An 18,508-nucleotide genomic window follows, 5' to 3' on the forward strand; every position below is an offset into this window, starting at 1 on the left:
ACTGTGATATTTTAATTAAGATTATTTATCGAATAATCCTTTGGAAATCTTACCTTGTAGCTCACCCTAAACTTCTTAGTTTCAGATGGAGAAATTTTCAAATTCCATGTTAGATACCCTTTCTCTTTATCAATTTCCGCCTGATCACTTTGTAAAAGTTCAATTTTTACTGACTCATCTTTGCTCAAAGGAAATTGATCTTTCAGTTCCAGCTCTATAGGATCTTTCTTATTATTACGTACTATAATATCATAAGTATAAGTCTTTTCCTGATAAGATGAAAATAGCTTGATACTGCTCTTGTCATCAATAGTCTCTTTCATAATACTTATTTTTTTATCATCTCCTAATGTAATATTAAGCTCTTCAGTCGTTTGATCAGGTTTAATATTTGTTTCTCCAATATACATGTTTTCAAATACTATTGTAGCAGGAGCTGCAATGAGATTAAATTTATTAAAATCTTTAACCTTTGCAATTAAAAATGCATCTTTATTATATTTGGGAACTGCAGTGTATTTGTAAGTAGCTGGAATCTTTATCTGTTTAAGATTCACAAGATGATCTTCATTATTACTCAAAATATCATATGGAATATCTACATCAAAACTAATATTAAATTGATTTTCAACAGATGTAAAACTTCCTGTTACAACAACTTCTTCTATATTTTGTTCTTTAACAGTATCACTTTTAATACCATATACTCGTCCTACAATCCTCTCATCATTCTTGTAAGAATTTAGAAACCATGGATTTAAAACCGGAGCCGTATTCTTGCGAGAGGATCTGCCATTAATTAAAGACAATTTTACACCTTTCCAATCTAAGCCAGTATCCTGTCTTATCTTAGCTTTAAAAATTACATCTAAAGGTTCTGAAAGCTTGCTACCTCTTATTTCGTAAAAAGGTTGCCAGGATGCATTATTCGCTAAATAGTTCATATCAGCTTTTACGTTTACGGCAGCACTACTCATCAATCTCAGAATTAGAACCCCATCTGATGAGGCTTCTTCCATTTCAGAATTTACTTTCAAACTACTTTTTAATCTCGTTAATTTCTTTTGAAGTCCAGTATTATTTTTATTAATAGCAGCAATAGTATTGCTTATTTCAACTCTTTTATTTTTATAAAATTCTGTTAGTTGCATCAATTGTGAAACATTAGATGTGTTACTACCAACAAGAACGGTCTGATTCTTATCCAAAAGTTCAAGAGTTTTATTATTGGCTTCCAATTCTATATTAAACTTTGAAATGAGATTCTCCAATATGGCAATACTATCTGTTACTTTCTTAATCCTTGGGTTTGTTTTATCCATATCATATTCAGAAGTATAACTATCAGTATATTGAGAAGAAAGGATAGATATGCTTTTGTTATTAATATTGATCTGTAACGATTTATCATCAATTTCATCTGAAATATTCGTGATAACAACTTCAGATAATCCGGCAGGCACTGAGAAACTTACTGAATTTTGCAACTCAGCAGAGTTCCTATAGATATTCACTGCATTTACTTTCGCTTTTGCAAAAATTGGTTTCTGTGCAAAACACAAGGCGTTCATGCATAGAAAAAATAGAAATAAATTTTTCTTCATGGTTATTAACTTAAAAAAATATTCAAACGATATTATTAATAAAAATTACACTAAAAATAGATCTGATGCGATTCCATCAGCCATAAACCAATGCTTTTCAGGAATTTTCAAATGATTGTTTTCAATAACTAAAATACCATCGGCTAACTTTTGTTTGATTTCAGATTGCAGCCTTTGAAATGTTTCATCTGAAAATTTATCTTTCAAACTTTCTAGATCGACTCCCCAAAAGGTTCTCAGCCCTATCATAATCATTTCGTTAAACTGATCTTCTGATGAAAGAACCTCTGTTTCTTTAGCCAGAAGATTTGCATTCAATTTCTTGATATAATTTTGATTATTAGCAACATTCCAGCTCCTAATATCCGATCCATTATAAGAGTGCGCGGATGGCCCGATTCCCAAGTATTCTTTATACTTCCAATAGGCTGAATTATGTCTGGAATAAAAGCCTGGTTTTGCAAAATTGGAAACCTCATAATGATCGAATCCATTATCCTTCAAAAAATCGGATAGATAATAGAATTCTTTATTCTGTTCCTCTTCCTTCGGATTGGCAACTTTACCTTTTAGGATCCAGTCATTCAATGCTGTTTTAGGCTCTACGGTCAATGCGTATGAAGAAATATGGGGAACCTCAAGAGCTATTGTCTTATTTAAATTCTCTTTCCAGATTTCCAAATTAGAAGTCGGGGAACCATAAATAAGATCTATACTTAAATTTTCAAACCCAAAATCCTGTGACCTTTTGATGGAACCCTCGGCTTCTGAAGCATTATGGGCACGATTCATTAACTTGAGATCTTCATCAAAAAAGCTCTGGGTACCTATAGATAATCGATTGACTGGAGATTTGGATAGATCTTTAAGAAAGCTTTTATCCAGGTCATCCGGATTCGCCTCCAACGTAATTTCTATATCTTTCTCAAAACTATAATATTTAAGAACCTCATCAACGATCGAATTGATTTCATCTCCTGAGAGAACCGAAGGTGTACCACCACCAAAATAAAGGGATTGAAGTGTTTTATTCTGTAACTCATCTTTTCTTAAAAAGATCTCTTTCTTAATAGCAGAAAGCACCTCATCTTTAGATTGTAAGGATGTAGAAAAGTGAAAATTGCAATAACTGCATTTTTGTTTACAGAAAGGAATGTGAATGTAAATCATAAAAAAAGCTCTGAAAAAATCAGAGCTCAAATTTATTTAAATTAAATTGATTAATATCTATATCCTCTATGATTAATAAAGTTATCAAAATTATAACCTAATCCGATCATAAAGCTATTTCCTCCATAAGTCTGAATATCAGACAATCCTAAGTTATAAGTAGCTCCAATCATAAATTTATTGAATCTTACTTTAACAAGTGGTGAAATACTCAATTGTTGGTTGTCAAATCTATTTTGAACTGATCTATAACTAACTCCGAAAGAGAATGAATTGATATCATTAAAGAACGTTGCCATTAAGTTATAATCAATTGTTCTTGTTGAATTCGTATTCAGGTTGATTAATGCAGATGGTGTAACATACATATTATCTGCAAAATGCCAATCATATCCTAAGTTTAAAAAGAATTTGATTGGAGACGGCTCACGTCCGTTAACGATTGATTCGTCATTTGTTAAAGCGATATCATTCACTGACACACCTGCAAAGATATTTCTGAAAGTAGCCGCTAAACCGAAGTTAGCATACGCCATGAAAATATTACTTTCAGTACCCTGTAATAAAGGATCGTAACCGTCTTCAGTATTAATTTTAGTATAATCAAAATTCATATTGTAGAAACTAACACTTGTACCAAAAGAGAATTGATCTTTTCTTTCTCCCTCACTACTTAATGGGATAAAATATGAAGCACCTGCTGTAATACCTCCTGCTGAAATAGGACCATTACTATCTCTAAAAACAGATATCCCTGCACCAACTCTATCAAAAATATTAGCATTAATCCCTACAGACTGTACATTAGGGGATTCATTAAATTTCGAAAATTGTTGTTGATAGTTGAGGTTGAGTTGTACGTAATCTGTTTTTCCATATTGTGCCGGGTTAAACAGGAACTCACCATCCAAGAGATATTGTTGATAGTATGGTAATGTTTCTTGTGCTTTGTATGCATTTGACAAAAGAGCCAAACCCACTATAGCATATAGTTTTCTCATAACAAATCTTGATTTCAATTCAACAAATATAAAAAAAATCTCAATATATTTTTAGTTTTCCAAATAATTTCTCCATTTTTTTACAGCATCCGCCATATCTTGAGGCATTGGGCTCTCAAAATACAATTCCTGTTTAGTCGTTGGGTGTATAAATCCTAAAGTATGTGCGTGAAGTGCATGTCTTGGCAAAATTTCGAAAACATTTTTAATGAAACTCTTGTATTTAGGTAAATTAACACCTCTTAATGGCGTATGACCTTCATATCTTTCATCATTGAACAATGTGTGTCCGATATGCTTGAAATGTGCTCTGATCTGATGCGTTCTTCCGGTCTCCAATTTACACTCTACCCAGGTCATATATCTGAACCTCTCGAGAACTTTATAATGAGTTACAGCGTGCTTTCCGTGACTTCCATCTTCATATACGGACATTTGCATTCTATTTTTAGGATGTCTTCCTATGTGTCCCTTTATTGTACCTTCATCGTCCTGCACATTTCCCCATACGAAAGCCCAGTACAGCCTTCTGGTTTTTCTGTCAAAAAACTGCTTGGCAAGAAAGCTTAATGCATACTCATTTTTAGCAATAACCAATAGACCGGATGTATCTTTATCTATCCTATGAACAAGTCCTACTCTATCAAGGTCAGACTTTTCACCATTTTTAGCAAAGTGAAATGCCAATGCATTGACCAAAGTACCATCCCAGTTTCCGAATCCCGGATGCACTACCATTCCCGGCTCCTTGTCCACGACAACAAGATCATCATCTTCATAAACAATATTAATTGGGATATCCTGTGGAATAATTACATTTTCCCTTGGAGGGTGCGCCAATAAAACAGAAATCTGATCTCCCGGCTTTACACGGTAATTTTGCTTTACAGCAACTCCATTTACGACAACATTTCCGGCTCTACATGTTTGAGAGATTTTATTTCTTGAAGAATTCTGTCTGAATATTAATAAGAATTTATCAATTCTCAGTGGCTCTTGATTTTTATCGACAGTAATATTAAAATGCTCATACAATCCCTTATTTTCCTCATCAATATCAATACTATTGGAGTCCAATAATTCTTCATCTAAAAAATCTTCGTTATCTTCTGTCATGATTTTTATTTTTTACACAAAAGGCTTCAACATGATAAGTTGAAGCCTATATTTTTTATAATAAATAGCAATTATTCTACTACAACCTTTTTAGCTTTTGGCTTTTGGGCAGGCTGTTGTGTTGTACTGTTTGTTACTGGCTTATTATTACCTGCAGCATTATTTCCGGAAGAAACAGGAGTCGCTTTAGGTTTGTTTTCAGCTGTTGTTTTTGGCTTTGTTTCAGTGGTGGTCACAGGTTTTGTAGAAACAGAAGTTTTAGGAGTTTCTACTTTAGCTGGTTCAACCTTCTTATGAACAACAGGAGGTGCAGGCACCGGCTCATAAACAGGCTCTTTATGAATAGGAACTTCCTGATATTGTATAGGAGGGAGTGAAGTATCAACTTTCATACGATATATTGAATTCAGCTCATCTATTTTAGTTCGGAGTTCCGCTGGAGTTTTCTTACTTGCCCAAAGATCCATCTGCATTCCCTGATCTCTTACATCTCCTGATGCAGGATCTTGATAATAAATGATATCAGACTCATCTTTTCCACCATCTTCGTGTTCTACCAATCCTACTTCAAACATACTTCTCGTAATCAAAGCTCTGGCTTCTTTAACCGTTAAACCAACCACATTTGGAATAGAAATATTTCTCATCGGACCAGAACCAACCACAACATCGATGGTTGAAAATCTTGGAATCAATGATCCAGGTTTCACAGGATTTCCTTTAAATAGTATTCTAAGAATAGCATCTTTTTGGATACTTGGTTCAAAAATAGTATCACCCACTTTTAGACCTACCTGGTCTATTCTTTGGAAAGCCAATCCCGAGTACTTATTGATAACATCAGGAACAGCAACGGGAGCCCAGCTTCTAGGGTTAACTATTAAGGTAATAGCTCTTCCATTTTTAACGTGAGAGCCGGGTGTAGGTGACATTTTCAAAACCTGAAAAGGTCTGAATTTAGGATCATAAGTAGCACTATCTACCTCATAACCAAGACCAGCGTCATCAAGTATTTTGACAGCCTCATGTACGGATTTGTTGATAACATTGGGAACAGGCATTTCCTGACCATGATTGGTATGATATTCTAGCCAACGAAATGTAAGCCAGACCAACCCCACAAAAACACCGATGGCTATTAACAAATTCAGTAAAACTTTCCAGTTGAAAAGTGATTTAAGCATACCTAAAAATACTTTAATTATAATGGCAAATATAGCTAATAATTTTAGAATGTACTTTTTATTTGTCACAATTCATATTTGACTTCAAAATTTTGAATTTTCATTTATTGCATTACATAAAATGATTAAATTTGCCTTAATTGATACTATATGGTTATGAGCAAAAAAAGTGTTGCCGTAGTTATGGGAGGTTATTCTGATGAATATGTTGTCTCCCTGAAAAGCGGTCAATTAATTTATGATTCATTAGACAGAGATCTATATAATGTACATAAAGTAGTTGTTTTAAAGGATAAGTGGTATTTTTTGGACGAGAATGGTAAAGAATATCCGATCAACAAAGGAGATTTTTCAGTGACATTGGATAATAATGAATTGCTGAAATTCGATGTCTGCTTTAACATTATTCATGGAACACCAGGTGAGAATGGTATCCTTCAGGCATATTGGGATGCTATCGGACAAACTTATACGGGTTGTGATTTTTACCAGAGTGCTTTAACCTTCAACAAAAAAGATACTTTAGCTGTATTATCCAAATATGGTATCCCCTCAGCCAAAAGTGTTTATCTGAGAAAAGGAGAAGATATCAATGTAGATGAAATTATCAATGAATTAGGGCTTCCTGTTTTTGTAAAACCCAACCAATCAGGTTCATCTTTGGGTATATCTAAAGTAAAAGAGAAATCAGAATTGCTTGCAGCCACTGAAATTGCCTTCAAAGAAGACCATGAAATCTTAATAGAAAGCTTTCTGGATGGTATGGAAGTATCTGTAGGGGTAATTGATTTTAAAGGAGAAACTGTTGTTTTAGGTATCACAGAAATCGTTCCTACCAATGAATTCTTTGACTATGAAGCAAAATACGAGGGTGCTTCAGAAGAGATAACTCCAGCAAGGATAGATGAAGAAACAACAAAAAGAGTAGAGGAAATTTCTAAAAGAGCGTATGATTCTTTGGGAATGAGTGGTTTTTCACGCAGTGAATACATATTGATGGACGGTATTCCTTATATGCTGGAAATGAATACAAATCCTGGATTCTCTCCGGCAAGTATTTTACCTCAGCAGGCAAGACATTATGGGATTTCCATTATGGACCTTTGCGGAAATGAAGTTGAAAAAGCATTAGCGAAAAAATCGAATTAATTATGAAAATTGCTGTTTTTCCAGGGTCTTTTGATCCGATTACTTTAGGCCATTACGATATTATAGAGAGAGCTGCTCCACTTTTTGACAAGCTAATCATTGCTATTGGACAAAACTCTCAAAAGAAATATATGTTTCCTTTAGAAAAGAGAATGGAATTCATTCAAAATTCTGTTGCTGAATTTCCTAATGTGGAGGTTGATTATTTTGAAGGACTTACGGTTGATTATTGTTTTGAAAAAAATGCACAGTATATTATCCGGGGACTTAGAAATCCTGCTGATTTTGAATTTGAAAAGGCTATTGCACATACCAATAGAACTTTAGCACATAAAAAATTGGAAACCGTATTTTTGTTAACCTCATCTGGAAAATCTTTCATCAGCAGTAGCATTGTACGGGAGATCATTAATCACGGAGGAGAATATGAATTATTAGTACCAGACTCTGTGAGAGTAGAAAAATAAAAAAGAAATTTCAATAAGCTTTAAATGGTAATTGGAGAATGGTAGAAAATTTGCTTAGGAAGAAATCATTCATCAATTATCATTTATCTTTTATAAATCATGCACGAACAGTTCAATTTTGCTATAGAAGTACTCGGAACCATTTCCTTTTCAATGTCCGGAAGTTTTGCGGCCATGCAAAAACGTCTTGATCCTTTTGGTGTACTTATTATTGCATTTGTAACTTCTGTGGGAGGAGGAACTGTTAGGGACTTATTATTGGATATTCCGGTATTCTGGATGCACGATCTATTAACCTGTGCGGTGATTATAATGACGAGTATCTTCACGATGGTTTTTAAATCTTTTGAAAAAAACTTTCGTGTCACTCTATTTATTTTTGACAGTCTGGGACTGGGTCTATTTACAATAATTGGGGTTCAAAAAGGTCTTAATGCTGACATTCATCCATTAATATGTATTGGTTTAGGAACCATCACAGGTTGTTTTGGAGGTATTATTCGGGACATTTTACTCAACAGAATACCATTAATCTTCAGAAAAGAAATTTACGCAACCGCCTGTATTGTGGGAGGAGCTGCATTTTTACTAATGACGAAGTATACTACTCTATCTTATACATTCATCCAGATATTTACTATTGTTTTGATTGTTACCATACGAACGCTTGCCGTAAAATACCATTGGCAAATGCCTAAGTTCTATGGTTATGATCACAATTCAGAAATGTAGATAAAAAATATAACAAAAAAGGCAGAAAATAAATTTTCTGCCTTTTATATTGTAGTAGTGGATTATCTTATTTTTCCTCCTCTCTGTCTCATGTTAGGATTATGCATATGCTTCTGCATTGTTGGCATCTTCAACTGATCTTTCATCATTTTGATCTGATCAGTCATCATTCCTGCACTATCTAATCTTTTAGCTTCTTCCAGTAATTTCTGTCCTTCTTGTTTTCTTCCTTTAGAAATTGCCGAAGCGGCCAGATTCAACGTGGCCATTGCTCTATCATGTTTCATATTCAAACCATACTCAAGCGCTTTTTTCATTAGAGGCTCTACTTTTGTAGGATGCTCCTGAGCCAAAGTCAATCCCTGAAGATAATGGAAATATCCATATTGAGATTTATGAAGCTGGGTTTGATAATTGGTAATATGATCTAAATATGTCACCGCTTTTTGCATGTTCTGTTTTCTCAACTGCCAGAATGCCAAAAGAATATATTCATTTTTAAAGAAAAGAAAAATAGGCAATGCTGCTAGAAGAAATACCACGATTCCCCAACCTAAACTTCTTGTGAAGATCATCAAATAAAGACCTCCGATGATAAGAAGTGCTGCGATTACAATTTTTATGTACTTGTTCATTATTAAAATTTAGAAGTGCAAAGATAAAAAAATTAGAGGTTAGAAGCTAGAGGTTGGTAGTCAGAATTCATACAACTATTCACTTTTAATCTTTTCATAGGTTTGAAAGCAGAAATCATATTGATTCTTTTCATCTTTCTCGTGGCAAATTTCACTTGTTTTATTCCAAACCTTTCCATTTATCTTTGGAAAAAATGTATCAGCTTTAAGATCTGCCTTTACTAAAGTTACTTCAAGTTTGTCTACGATATCCATTGTTTGCTCATAGATATTTCCACCACCAATTACAAAGATATTTTCATCTATTTTCTTGGCAAATTTTACAGCTTCTTTAATACTTCCAACAATTAAAATCCCCTCTTCAAACCAATCTTTTTTTCTTGAAATAACAATATTGGTACGGTTAGGAAGAGGTTTCCCGATACTTTCATAAGTCTTGCGTCCCATGATCACCGGATGTCCTGAAGTTAGATCTTTAAAGTGTTTCAAATCTTTAGGAAGATGCCAAAGTAACTGGTTTTCAAAACCAATCTCATTCTTCTCTCCCATTGCTACCACTATTGTTGTCATTCAAATTATTTTCTACAAAATTAGCACATAATTTGTATATTTGATTAGCACAAAAAATTTAAAAAAAATAAACTATGAAAAATAAAGGCTGTCTGAGCGCCGGAACAATAGGCATCGCTCTCCTTATTATTGTTGCCGTGATCTTCTTCTGGGGAAAAAGCGGATATAATGATTTCGTAAAAAAAGAACAAAATGTTGATAGCAAATGGTCTAATGTAGAAACCGTTTATCAGAAAAGAGCCAATCTAATTCCAAACCTTGAAAGAACTGTAAAATCATATTCAAAGTTCGAACAGGAAACTTTGACAAAAGTAGTAGAAGCACGTTCTAAAGCAACTTCTATTAATATTGATCCTACCAATATGACTGAAGCTGATCTTGCAAAATTCCAGGCTGCTCAGGGAGAATTATCCGGAGCGCTAAGCAGATTAATGGCTGTAGTGGAATCTTATCCAAACTTAAAGGCGGATCAACAATATATCAATTTCCAGAGAGAGTATACAGCTATCGAAAACAGTATCAGATCGGAAACGGTTTACTTTAATGATGCTGCCAAGGATTATAATACATCGATTAAAACTTTCCCAAATAATATTTTGGCGAATTTTACAAACTTTAAGGAAAAACCGTATTTCAAAGCAGAAGCAGGAGCTAATAAAGCACCTGATGTTTTCTCTGAATAATGAGCAATTTTCTAACAAATCAACAAATAGCTTCCCTTGTGGAAGCTATTCAATCTGCGGAAGAAAATTCTACAGGTGAGATCAGAGTGCATATAGATTCCAATACAGAAGTTCAGCATGCAGAAACCGCATTAGAGGTTTTCAAAAAATTAGGTATGCATAAAACAACTGAAAGAAATGCAGTCCTTTTCCATGTCAATTTCGAACGAAAGTATCTTACCATCATTGGTGATATTGGCATTCATGAAAAAGTACAGCAATACTACTGGGATCACCTGCATGATTATATCACTTCTGAGTTTGCAAAAGGAAACTATTATAGGGCACTAAAAAGTGCTATTCTCGAAACTGGTCTTGAGCTAAAAAAATATTTTCCTGTAAAAGGAGAAAACCACAACGAACTCCCCAATGAAATTACGTTCTCTTAAATTAGTATTTTCATTTCTATTTATTTGCTTTTACACTTTTGTATCAGCACAATACAGCATACCTAAAAAGCCAGCTGTCCTATATCCGGTTTATGATGAAGCCAATCTGCTTACACAGCAGGAAAAAGATCAGCTAAATAACAAACTGATCAAGTTTGCAGATTCAACATCAACAGAAATTGAAGTCATCATTATCCCAAGTACGAAGGGAGAAGATGTCAACTTTCTGGCAACCATGTTTGGGGAAAAATGGGGAATCGGTAAAAAAGGAGTAGATAATGGTATTGTCTTTCTTATTGCTACGCAAGACCGGACAATGTCTATACAGCAAGGAAGAGCTGTGGAACAATATCTTACAGCTTCGGTTTCCGGACAAATATTAGACTATCTAGTAACTCCAAACTTTAAGCAAGGACTTTGGTATGAAGGTATTAACCGTGGTACCTCAGCTATCATGGAAGCCGTACAAGGGAAGTTTAAACCTATCAGTGAATCAAACGGTGGTGGAAATGGAAAAGCATTTAAAGTCCTTATCATTGCTTTTGTTATATTCATTATCCTTGCCATCCTGTTTGGAAACAGAGGCGGCGGTGGCGGAAATAACAATGACGATGATGATATGATCCTTACAAGAAGAGGACGTCGAAATTATCCTGGTGGATTTTTTCCTTTCCCAGGTAGTTTTGGAGGTGGCGGTTTCGGTGGCGGAAGCTCCGGAGGAGGAGGATTTGGAGGCTTCGGCGGTGGCGGAAGTTTCGGTGGTGGAGGCGCTTCAGGAGGATGGTAATACAATATATAAATCAGTCACTAAGTGGCTGATTTTTTTTATTTAAAATATTAAAACAGATGCATTTTATTGATTTATTTTAATAATAAATTCAATTTCACATAGTAATAAATTAACAAAACCTTCTAAAAAATATCGTTTAGCCATTAAATTTTTAATATATTTACTAAAAACAGGGTTATGAAAAAGACATTGGTGGTTTTTGCGCATCCTTATCTGGAACATTCCAACTCAAATGTAGAGCTTATTAATTTCTACGTTCGTCATCAGCATTTTACCCTGCGTGATCTCTATGAAGATTATCCTGACTTTCACATCGCTGCATTCAGAGAAAGAAAACGTCTGAACAATTATGAGCGTTTTATTTTTCAATTTCCCATAATCTGGTTTGGAATGCCACCTCTGTTGAGATTGTGGATCGATGAAGTTTTCGATCGTGATTGGCTAAAAGAAGGAGAGTATAATCCTTTAGAAGGTAAAGAGGTTTACATTTTAGTGACAACAGGAGGAAAGGAAAGATCTTTCGCAAAAACAGGAACGTATAAATACACAATAGATGAACTTATCAGTGGCTTGATTGTTTCTCTAAATGTCTTTAAAGCCAACATTAAAAATATTAAAATCGTATACGAAGCCAACAAGCTTACAAAAAAGGAAATTATTCTCCATAAAAAAGAATTTATGGAACTTTTGAATCAATAAACTATGGAATCTTCTTTAGCAATGAACACATTACTTTTCCTCGGTGTAGCCATTATCATGGTTCCACTGGCCAGGAAATTCGGGCTAAGCTCTGTGATAGGATACATCGCCGGAGGGATTATTATTGGGCCTTATGTTCTTAAACTTACCGGAAAAAATGTAAATGACATCATGCACGCCAGTGAATTTGGGGTGATCATGCTTTTATTTTTGGTAGGATTGGAACTCGAACCCAGGAAATTCTGGGAAATGAGGAAAAAAATTATGGGATTAGGACTCACTCAAATGGTTCTTACGATCTCATTGCTCATATTGGTTTTCATTGGTGTAGGATGGAGAGTTGATCAGGCCACGGCTGTAGCGATGTGTTTCGCACTATCCTCCACTGCCATCGTTTTACAGACTTTACAGGAAAAGAACAACCTCAAAACAACAGCCGGTGAGGCTTCTTTCTCCACTTTGTTATTTCAGGATATCGCCGTAATACCTATTCTTGCCATTCTACCTCTTATAGCACACTATAAGACAAAAAATCATGACAATGAAATACAAATCATCATCCAAGAACTTCCTCAATGGCTGCAGGCTGCAACTGTAATTTTTGGAGTTGTCTTTCTTATTTTATTAGGAAGGTATGTATTTGTTCCGTTTTTAAGATATGTTTCAAAATCAGGAATGACGGAATTATTAACCGCTTCTTCCCTATTTCTTGTGATAGGTGTTTCTGAATTAATGATTGCAATAGGCTTATCCCCTGCCCTTGGAGCCTTCCTTGCAGGAGTAATGCTTGCTAATAGTGAATTCAGGCACGAACTGGAAGCACAGATCGATCCGTTTAAAGGGCTGTTATTGGCTGTTTTCTTTGTAAGTGTGGGATCAACAATGAATTTTAATATTATTCAGCAGGATCCTTTATTTATTTTCAGTACTGTATTTGCTGTTCTCATTGTAAAATTTGTAGTTCTATACGCTATCGGAAAATTTTTCAAGATTGATACTCCGCAAAGTTTATTCTACGCTTTTGCTCTTTCGCAAGTCGGTGAATTTGCCTTTGTATTGATTAATTATGCTTCAGATCTTTATCTTCTAAGTCCGGAATTGAATGCTCAGATGATGGCTGTAACAGCTATTACCATGTGTATTACACCTTTCCTTCTCATTTTTAATGATCGGTTTCTTACCCCTAAATTCATTAAAGAGGAACCGGAAGGAGAGCATGATTTTAACATCCTGGGAAGTGATGTTACTCAAAAGAAAATCATTATTGTTGGTTTTGGTCACTTTGGAAGCACAGTTGGACGACTGTTAAAGGCTAATAAAATTCCAGCCACCGTTTTGGACAGGGACTCTGATCGGGTCAAGTTATTACGAAGTTATGGTTTCAAAGTATACTATGGTGATGCTACCCGAATCCCTATCTTACGGGCTGCAGGAATTGAAGATGCAGAAGTTTTGGTACTTTGTTTAGATGATGCCAACGATAATATGTTTATTGCAGATCTTGTTCGTGAGCACTACCCTAAGGTTAAAATTTTCGTGCGAGCAAAAAATAGAATTGATGCTTATAGCTATCTCAATAATGGTATTGACAAGATCTACCGGGAAACTCTGGGAACCGCTGTAGACATGGCTATAGATGTTCTTCACGAAACAGGAATGAGAAAATATGCCGCCAGACGACTTGGCCAAAGATTTATGGCTATCGATAAAGCATCCATAAGAAGATTAGCTAAAGCTAAAGAGGAAGACGAAATTCTTCAGTTTACAACAAAAGAAATCCTCCAAAGAGAGGAGGAATTATTAGCATTTGATAATCTTAGTTTTGACAATAAGGATTGGGAAGGTTCCTCCACTGTCGATGAAGACGAAGAAGAGGAACCCAAAAATTAATGCTTAATGAACATTAATACTACCACCACTGCTTTCTTCTTTGTTTACAACAGTCACATTTCCTTTTTTACGTACATCAATACTTCCTCCTGAGGACGCACTTGCTTCAATCTTTGATGTTGCACTTATTTGTACACTTGCTCCACTTGAAGCTTCTGCCTTTACATTTTCCACAATAACATCCTCCGCAGAAATACTGCTTCCTGAAGAAGAGGTAATATCAGCATTCTTAGATTTCCCGGACAACGAAATGCTCGCCGCAGAAGAGGCATCGATTCCAAGATCAACAGCCCATATTTTCCCGTCAAAACTACTGCTGCTTCCTGCCGAAATATCCAGATTGTTTGCTTCTATATTTCCGTTAATGCTTCCAGCACTCGAAATCTCTATATCCGTTTTTTCCTGAGTAAATTTATCTTTAAGAGTGATCTTACCTGCAGAATTAGCTTCAAGTTTAGTAAAATCTTTAGTATAAATCTTTGCTGTTACATTGCTTGAATTCATTACCCTGATTCCAGGTTTATAATGGATATGCAGCTTGCCTCCACTATTATCTACCAGGATTTCATTGATAATATTTTCTGGAGCAGAAATCACTACTCTTTCTGTTTCAGACTTTATAATCTCTGCATCAATGGCTTGAGAAACTTCAATTTCATCAAAGTCACCTTTAAATTCTTTCTCCCGAACAGGACCACTACCTTTTTCAACTACGGTAGATACCCAGTCATGTTTTTCTCCATTTTTTCTATCATGCTTTTCATTACATGCCGATAATGCCAGGAAAGCCGAAAAAATAAAAAGAGGTGTTGTTTTCATATGTATCATTTTTTTAAAGTTTTAGTATTCTATATTAATAACAACTAAAGTATAAAAAATATTACAACAGTTTTGATAATTGTACCTGCTCCATTAATCCGAAGTCCCAACTATAAACTCTGATAAGGATATTCTCAATCTCCAAACAAAGACTTTCTTATGGCAATACTTATATTATACGCTAGTTTTTAATATCTTTATGCTTCAATAATAACTAATTTTATGAAAAATATTTCATCGGTATTATTAATTTCTGCTTTGGCATTTAACTACTCTTGTACAACAATGAAAAAAACCGATACTCAACAGGAAGTTCCTGTTCCAGATTCCTCACTTTCGTCAAACCCTTTCATGAAAAAAAGTAAGCTTCAATATGAGGCTCCTGAGTTTGATAAAATTAAGAATGAAGATTTTAAACCGGCTTTTGATTTTGGATTAAAACAGCATGATGCTGAAATCATCAAAATTGCTGATAATCCTGCAGCTCCAACTTTCGAAAACACGATCGTTGCATTAGAGAAAAGCGGTGAAGTATTAAAAAGGGCGATCATTGTTTTTTCAAACTTAACAAGTGCGAATACCAACCCCACTTTACAAGCTCTTGATGAAGAGTATGCTCCAATTTTTGCCGCACATTCTGATAAAATGTATTTGAATGATAATCTTTACAAAAGAATAAAAGCAATCAAGGAAAATGGTCTGGATTCTGAAAGTAAAAGGCTATTACAATTTTACAACCAGAATTTTGAGATTGCAGGAGCTAATCTTTCTTCTGCGGATAAAGAAAAGTTAAAGCAAGTGAACCAGGATTTGGCCTCACTTTCTACACAATATTCAAATAAATTATTGGAAGCAAGAAAGCAAGGTGGTGTTTTCTTTTCTGATGCAAAAGAACTGGATGGACTTTCTGCTGACGAAATTGAGGCTGCAGCAGCTGATGCTAAAACAGCAGGACAACCTGGGAAATATTTACTGGCGTTGCAAAATACCACACAACAACCTTTATTACAAAACCTAAAAAACAGAGCTACCAGAGAGAAACTTTTTAAGGCTTCATGGTTAAGAGCTGAAAAAGGAGATGCTAATGATACCAGAGAAACCATTGAAAAACTAGCTAAATTACGACTTAAGAAAGCTCAGATCCTTGGCAAGAAAAGTTATGCAGAATGGAAACTTCAGGATCAAATGGCAAAAACGCCTGAGGCTGCTACTAAACTAATGAACCAGATTGCAACTCCTGCAGTGGAAACTGCAAGACGTGAAGCAAAAGATATTCAGGATCTGATTGACCAGCAAAAAGGAGGCTTTAAAGTTGAACCTTGGGACTGGACTTTCTATGCTGAACAAGTGAGAAAGGCGAAATTCGATTTGGATGAAAATCAGATCAAACCTTATTTTGAAGTAACTACCGTTTTGGAAAAAGGAGTTTTTTATGCGGCTGAAAAGTTCTATGGTCTTACTTTCAAAAAAAGAACAGATCTTCCAACTTATCATCCTGATGTAGTAACTTATGAAGTTTTCGATCATGATGGAAAATCAATTGCAATCTACTACTTAGATTTCTATACAAGAGATTCTAAAAACGGAGGGGCCTGGATGAGTAACTTTGTTGAACAGTCTTATCTATTAGGAACAAAGCCGGTAATCGTTAATTGTTATAATTATCAAAAGCCAGCACCAGGAAAACCATCTTTAATCAGTTATGATGATGTTTCTACAATGTTCCATGAATTTGGACACTCTATCCACGGAATGTTTGCCAGCCAAAAGTACCCTTCCCTTTCAGGAACGAATGTACCAAGAGATTTTGTGGAGTTTCCTTCGCAAATTAATGAGCACTGGGCACTGGATCCTATTATCCTGAAAAACTATGCTCTTCATTATGAAACTAAACAGCCAATACCACAAGCACTGGTTGATAAAATCAAAAAAGCAGGTACTTTCAATCAAGGTTATATGACCACAGAATTAGTTTCTGCAGCTGAACTTGATATGGATTGGCATACTGTAACTAATGAAGGTCAGCTTATTCCTGTTTTAGATTTTGAAAGACAATCTTTAGCAAAACATGGATTTACCTTAGCAACTGTCCCACCGAGATATCATACTCCTTATTTTGCACACATATGGGGTGGCGGATATTCAGCAGGCTATTATGCATATTTATGGTCTGAGACATTGGATAATGATGCCTGGGAATGGATTGAGAGTAATGGAGGTCTAACAAGAGAAAATGGAGATCGTTTCAGAAAATATATTCTTTCAGTAGGAAATTCTGTAGACTTGAATCAGGCATTCAGAGATTTTACGGGGCATGATCCGGATATTAAACCTTTATTGAGAAACAGAGGATTTATTAAATAACATTGTAAAGCATTCATTAAGTTGGATGCTTTTCTTTTTTAAACACAAATGACATGAATAAATTTACAAATAAGCACAAGTCTTTTATCACTAGAAGAGGTTTTTAGCCTTCCTATAGCCATAAATTATTCAATTACCTTATTAAAATTTTAATGTATCGAATAAAATTTATGCTATTTGTGCTAAAAATTCGTGATTTTTGTATTTTAAAAAAAGCTTACGAAAATGAACTGTCCCTGCTGCTCTGGAAAATCCTATGAAGAATGTTGCAAACCTTACCATACTGGAGAAAAACATGCTCCAACTGCAGAAGCTTTAATGCGTTCCCGATTTTCAGCATTTGCTATTCCTAACGGAGAATATCTAATGGAAACGACGCTTCCCGGAAAGCGTAAGTTGCATAATAAAAAAGACCTTCAGGAATGGGGAGAGATCAACCAATGGGTAAAACTGGAGATCATTCAAACACCAGCCTTAAATCATGTTGAATTCAAGGCTCACTATATTGATGAGGATGGAGATCCGCAGATTCATCATGAGTTTTCCGTTTTTCAGAAAATGCATGACCGATGGTATTATGTTTCTGGAGAATTTTTAGACTAGAATACTCATCGACAATATTATATTACAAAAAAAATGTCCGAAAAAATCGGACATTTATATTATTTATTAGTGAGCATCTGTACCGTCAACTCCGTGAGCATGACCGTGTGCTAATTCTTCTTCTGTAGCTGGACGTGTATTTAAAATTTCCACCTGGAAATCTAAAACTTTTCCAGCCATTGGATGGTTAAGATCTGCTACTACAACTTCTGGTGTTATTTCTACCACTAATGCTTGAAAATTATTTCCTTGATTATCTGATAAAGGTAAAATAGCTCCAACAGGAGGAACTCCAGACTCTTTAAACATATCAATTGGTAATTGAGCAATAGCATCCGGTTGTCTTTCACCATAAGCTTCTTCAGGAAGAATAGTAAAGGCTGTTTTATCACCAGCTTTCAAACCAAGGATATTTTGCTCAAACTTTGGAATCATCATTCCTACACCGTGTAAAAATGTAAGTGGATTTTCTGCTGTTGTTTCTTCTACAAGAATTTTACTTCCATCCTCTTCGATAGTGTGAAGTATGTAACTTACAGCTACAACGTGTTTGTTTTCGATTGTCATATTTTTTCTTTTTTTCGTGAACTTTTATCACGATTAG

The 18,508-nt window shown here is 34.9% G+C and carries 19 protein-coding genes; 10 read left to right on the plus strand and 9 right to left on the minus strand.

Going from position 1 to position 18,508, the window contains the following annotated elements; translation table 11 throughout:
* Positions 1-11: 11 nt before the first annotated feature.
* From JHL15_RS06710 to JHL15_RS06730, 5 genes are all read right to left on the minus strand, one after another.
* Entirely contained in the window at positions 12-1,604 is a 1,593-nt protein-coding gene (locus tag JHL15_RS06710) for a DUF4139 domain-containing protein (protein WP_200244406.1), read from the minus strand.
* Positions 1,605-1,649: 45 nt separating this feature from the next.
* Positions 1,650-2,774, minus strand: coding sequence for a radical SAM family heme chaperone HemW (gene hemW, locus JHL15_RS06715; protein ID WP_200244409.1), 1,125 nt, complete (start codon positions 2,772-2,774; stop codon positions 1,650-1,652).
* A 50-nt stretch (positions 2,775-2,824) separates the two neighbouring features.
* Complete coding sequence (locus tag JHL15_RS06720; RefSeq protein WP_200244411.1) at positions 2,825-3,775, minus strand: PorP/SprF family type IX secretion system membrane protein; 951 nt, start codon at positions 3,773-3,775, stop codon at positions 2,825-2,827.
* A gap of 51 nt (positions 3,776-3,826) precedes the next feature.
* Positions 3,827-4,891, minus strand: coding sequence for an RluA family pseudouridine synthase (locus JHL15_RS06725; RefSeq protein WP_200244412.1), 1,065 nt, complete (start codon positions 4,889-4,891; stop codon positions 3,827-3,829).
* Positions 4,892-4,962: 71 nt separating this feature from the next.
* A complete protein-coding gene (locus JHL15_RS06730) occupies positions 4,963-6,075 on the minus strand; it encodes a PASTA domain-containing protein (protein WP_200244414.1) in 1,113 nt (370 codons plus the stop codon).
* Between the two features lie 156 nt (positions 6,076-6,231).
* On the opposite strand from JHL15_RS06730, the gene JHL15_RS06735 reads away from it, so the two are divergent.
* The 3 genes from JHL15_RS06735 to JHL15_RS06745 all read left to right on the plus strand — a co-directional run bounded on the left by JHL15_RS06735 (position 6,232) and on the right by JHL15_RS06745 (position 8,423).
* Positions 6,232-7,224 (plus strand): D-alanine--D-alanine ligase, encoded by a 993-nt coding sequence (locus JHL15_RS06735; RefSeq protein ID WP_200244415.1) that lies wholly within the window; start codon positions 6,232-6,234, stop codon positions 7,222-7,224.
* A 2-nt stretch (positions 7,225-7,226) separates the two neighbouring features.
* The gene (gene coaD, locus JHL15_RS06740; protein WP_089028976.1) at positions 7,227-7,691 is read left to right on the plus strand and encodes a pantetheine-phosphate adenylyltransferase; all 465 of its coding nucleotides are present in this window, start codon (positions 7,227-7,229) and stop codon (positions 7,689-7,691) included.
* Between the two features lie 99 nt (positions 7,692-7,790).
* The gene (locus tag JHL15_RS06745) at positions 7,791-8,423 is read left to right on the plus strand and encodes a trimeric intracellular cation channel family protein (protein ID WP_200244416.1); all 633 of its coding nucleotides are present in this window, start codon (positions 7,791-7,793) and stop codon (positions 8,421-8,423) included.
* A gap of 62 nt (positions 8,424-8,485) precedes the next feature.
* Here the strand turns inward: JHL15_RS06745 and JHL15_RS06750 are convergent, their stop codons facing one another.
* Together JHL15_RS06750 and JHL15_RS06755 are read right to left on the minus strand one after the other, a co-directional pair.
* Entirely contained in the window at positions 8,486-9,058 is a 573-nt protein-coding gene (locus tag JHL15_RS06750; RefSeq protein WP_200244417.1) for a tetratricopeptide repeat protein, read from the minus strand.
* A gap of 75 nt (positions 9,059-9,133) precedes the next feature.
* Complete coding sequence (locus JHL15_RS06755) at positions 9,134-9,628, minus strand: dihydrofolate reductase (protein WP_200244418.1); 495 nt, start codon at positions 9,626-9,628, stop codon at positions 9,134-9,136.
* 74 nt (positions 9,629-9,702) lie between these two features.
* Here JHL15_RS06755 and JHL15_RS06760 point away from each other — a divergent pair, with 74 nt between their 5' ends.
* The 5 genes from JHL15_RS06760 (at position 9,703) to JHL15_RS06780 (ending at position 14,118) form a co-directional block, all read left to right on the plus strand.
* Complete coding sequence (locus JHL15_RS06760) at positions 9,703-10,311, plus strand: LemA family protein (RefSeq protein ID WP_200244420.1); 609 nt, start codon at positions 9,703-9,705, stop codon at positions 10,309-10,311.
* Positions 10,311-10,739: a TPM domain-containing protein gene (locus tag JHL15_RS06765; RefSeq protein WP_234047703.1), complete on the plus strand. Its 429-nt coding sequence runs from the start codon at positions 10,311-10,313 to the stop codon at positions 10,737-10,739. The genes JHL15_RS06760 and JHL15_RS06765 overlap by 1 nt, the downstream gene beginning before the upstream one ends.
* Positions 10,720-11,526 (plus strand): TPM domain-containing protein, encoded by an 807-nt coding sequence (locus JHL15_RS06770; RefSeq protein WP_200244421.1) that lies wholly within the window; start codon positions 10,720-10,722, stop codon positions 11,524-11,526. The genes JHL15_RS06765 and JHL15_RS06770 overlap by 20 nt, the downstream gene beginning before the upstream one ends.
* Before the next feature lie 180 nt (positions 11,527-11,706).
* Complete coding sequence (locus JHL15_RS06775) at positions 11,707-12,228, plus strand: NAD(P)H-dependent oxidoreductase (protein WP_200244423.1); 522 nt, start codon at positions 11,707-11,709, stop codon at positions 12,226-12,228.
* Between the two features lie 3 nt (positions 12,229-12,231).
* Entirely contained in the window at positions 12,232-14,118 is a 1,887-nt protein-coding gene (locus JHL15_RS06780) for a monovalent cation:proton antiporter-2 (CPA2) family protein (protein ID WP_200244424.1), read from the plus strand.
* A 3-nt stretch (positions 14,119-14,121) separates the two neighbouring features.
* Here the strand turns inward: JHL15_RS06780 and JHL15_RS06785 are convergent, their stop codons facing one another.
* Positions 14,122-14,937 (minus strand): head GIN domain-containing protein, encoded by an 816-nt coding sequence (locus JHL15_RS06785; RefSeq protein ID WP_200244425.1) that lies wholly within the window; start codon positions 14,935-14,937, stop codon positions 14,122-14,124.
* A gap of 222 nt (positions 14,938-15,159) precedes the next feature.
* On the opposite strand from JHL15_RS06785, the gene JHL15_RS06790 reads away from it, so the two are divergent.
* Entirely contained in the window at positions 15,160-17,301 is a 2,142-nt protein-coding gene (locus tag JHL15_RS06790; RefSeq protein ID WP_200244427.1) for a M3 family metallopeptidase, read from the plus strand.
* Between the two features lie 225 nt (positions 17,302-17,526).
* Positions 17,527-17,904 carry a YchJ family protein gene (locus JHL15_RS06795; RefSeq protein WP_200244430.1) on the plus strand — a complete coding sequence of 126 codons (378 nt, stop codon included), beginning with the start codon at positions 17,527-17,529 and terminating at the stop codon, positions 17,902-17,904.
* 66 nt (positions 17,905-17,970) lie between these two features.
* Here JHL15_RS06795 and JHL15_RS06800 read toward each other — a convergent pair whose 3' ends face one another.
* Positions 17,971-18,471, minus strand: coding sequence for an FKBP-type peptidyl-prolyl cis-trans isomerase (locus JHL15_RS06800; protein ID WP_200244432.1), 501 nt, complete (start codon positions 18,469-18,471; stop codon positions 17,971-17,973).
* Positions 18,472-18,508: the final 37 nt, after the last annotated feature.

The organism is Chryseobacterium paridis, assembly GCF_016595215.1.
Lineage (GTDB): Bacteria > Bacteroidota > Bacteroidia > Flavobacteriales > Weeksellaceae > Chryseobacterium > Chryseobacterium paridis.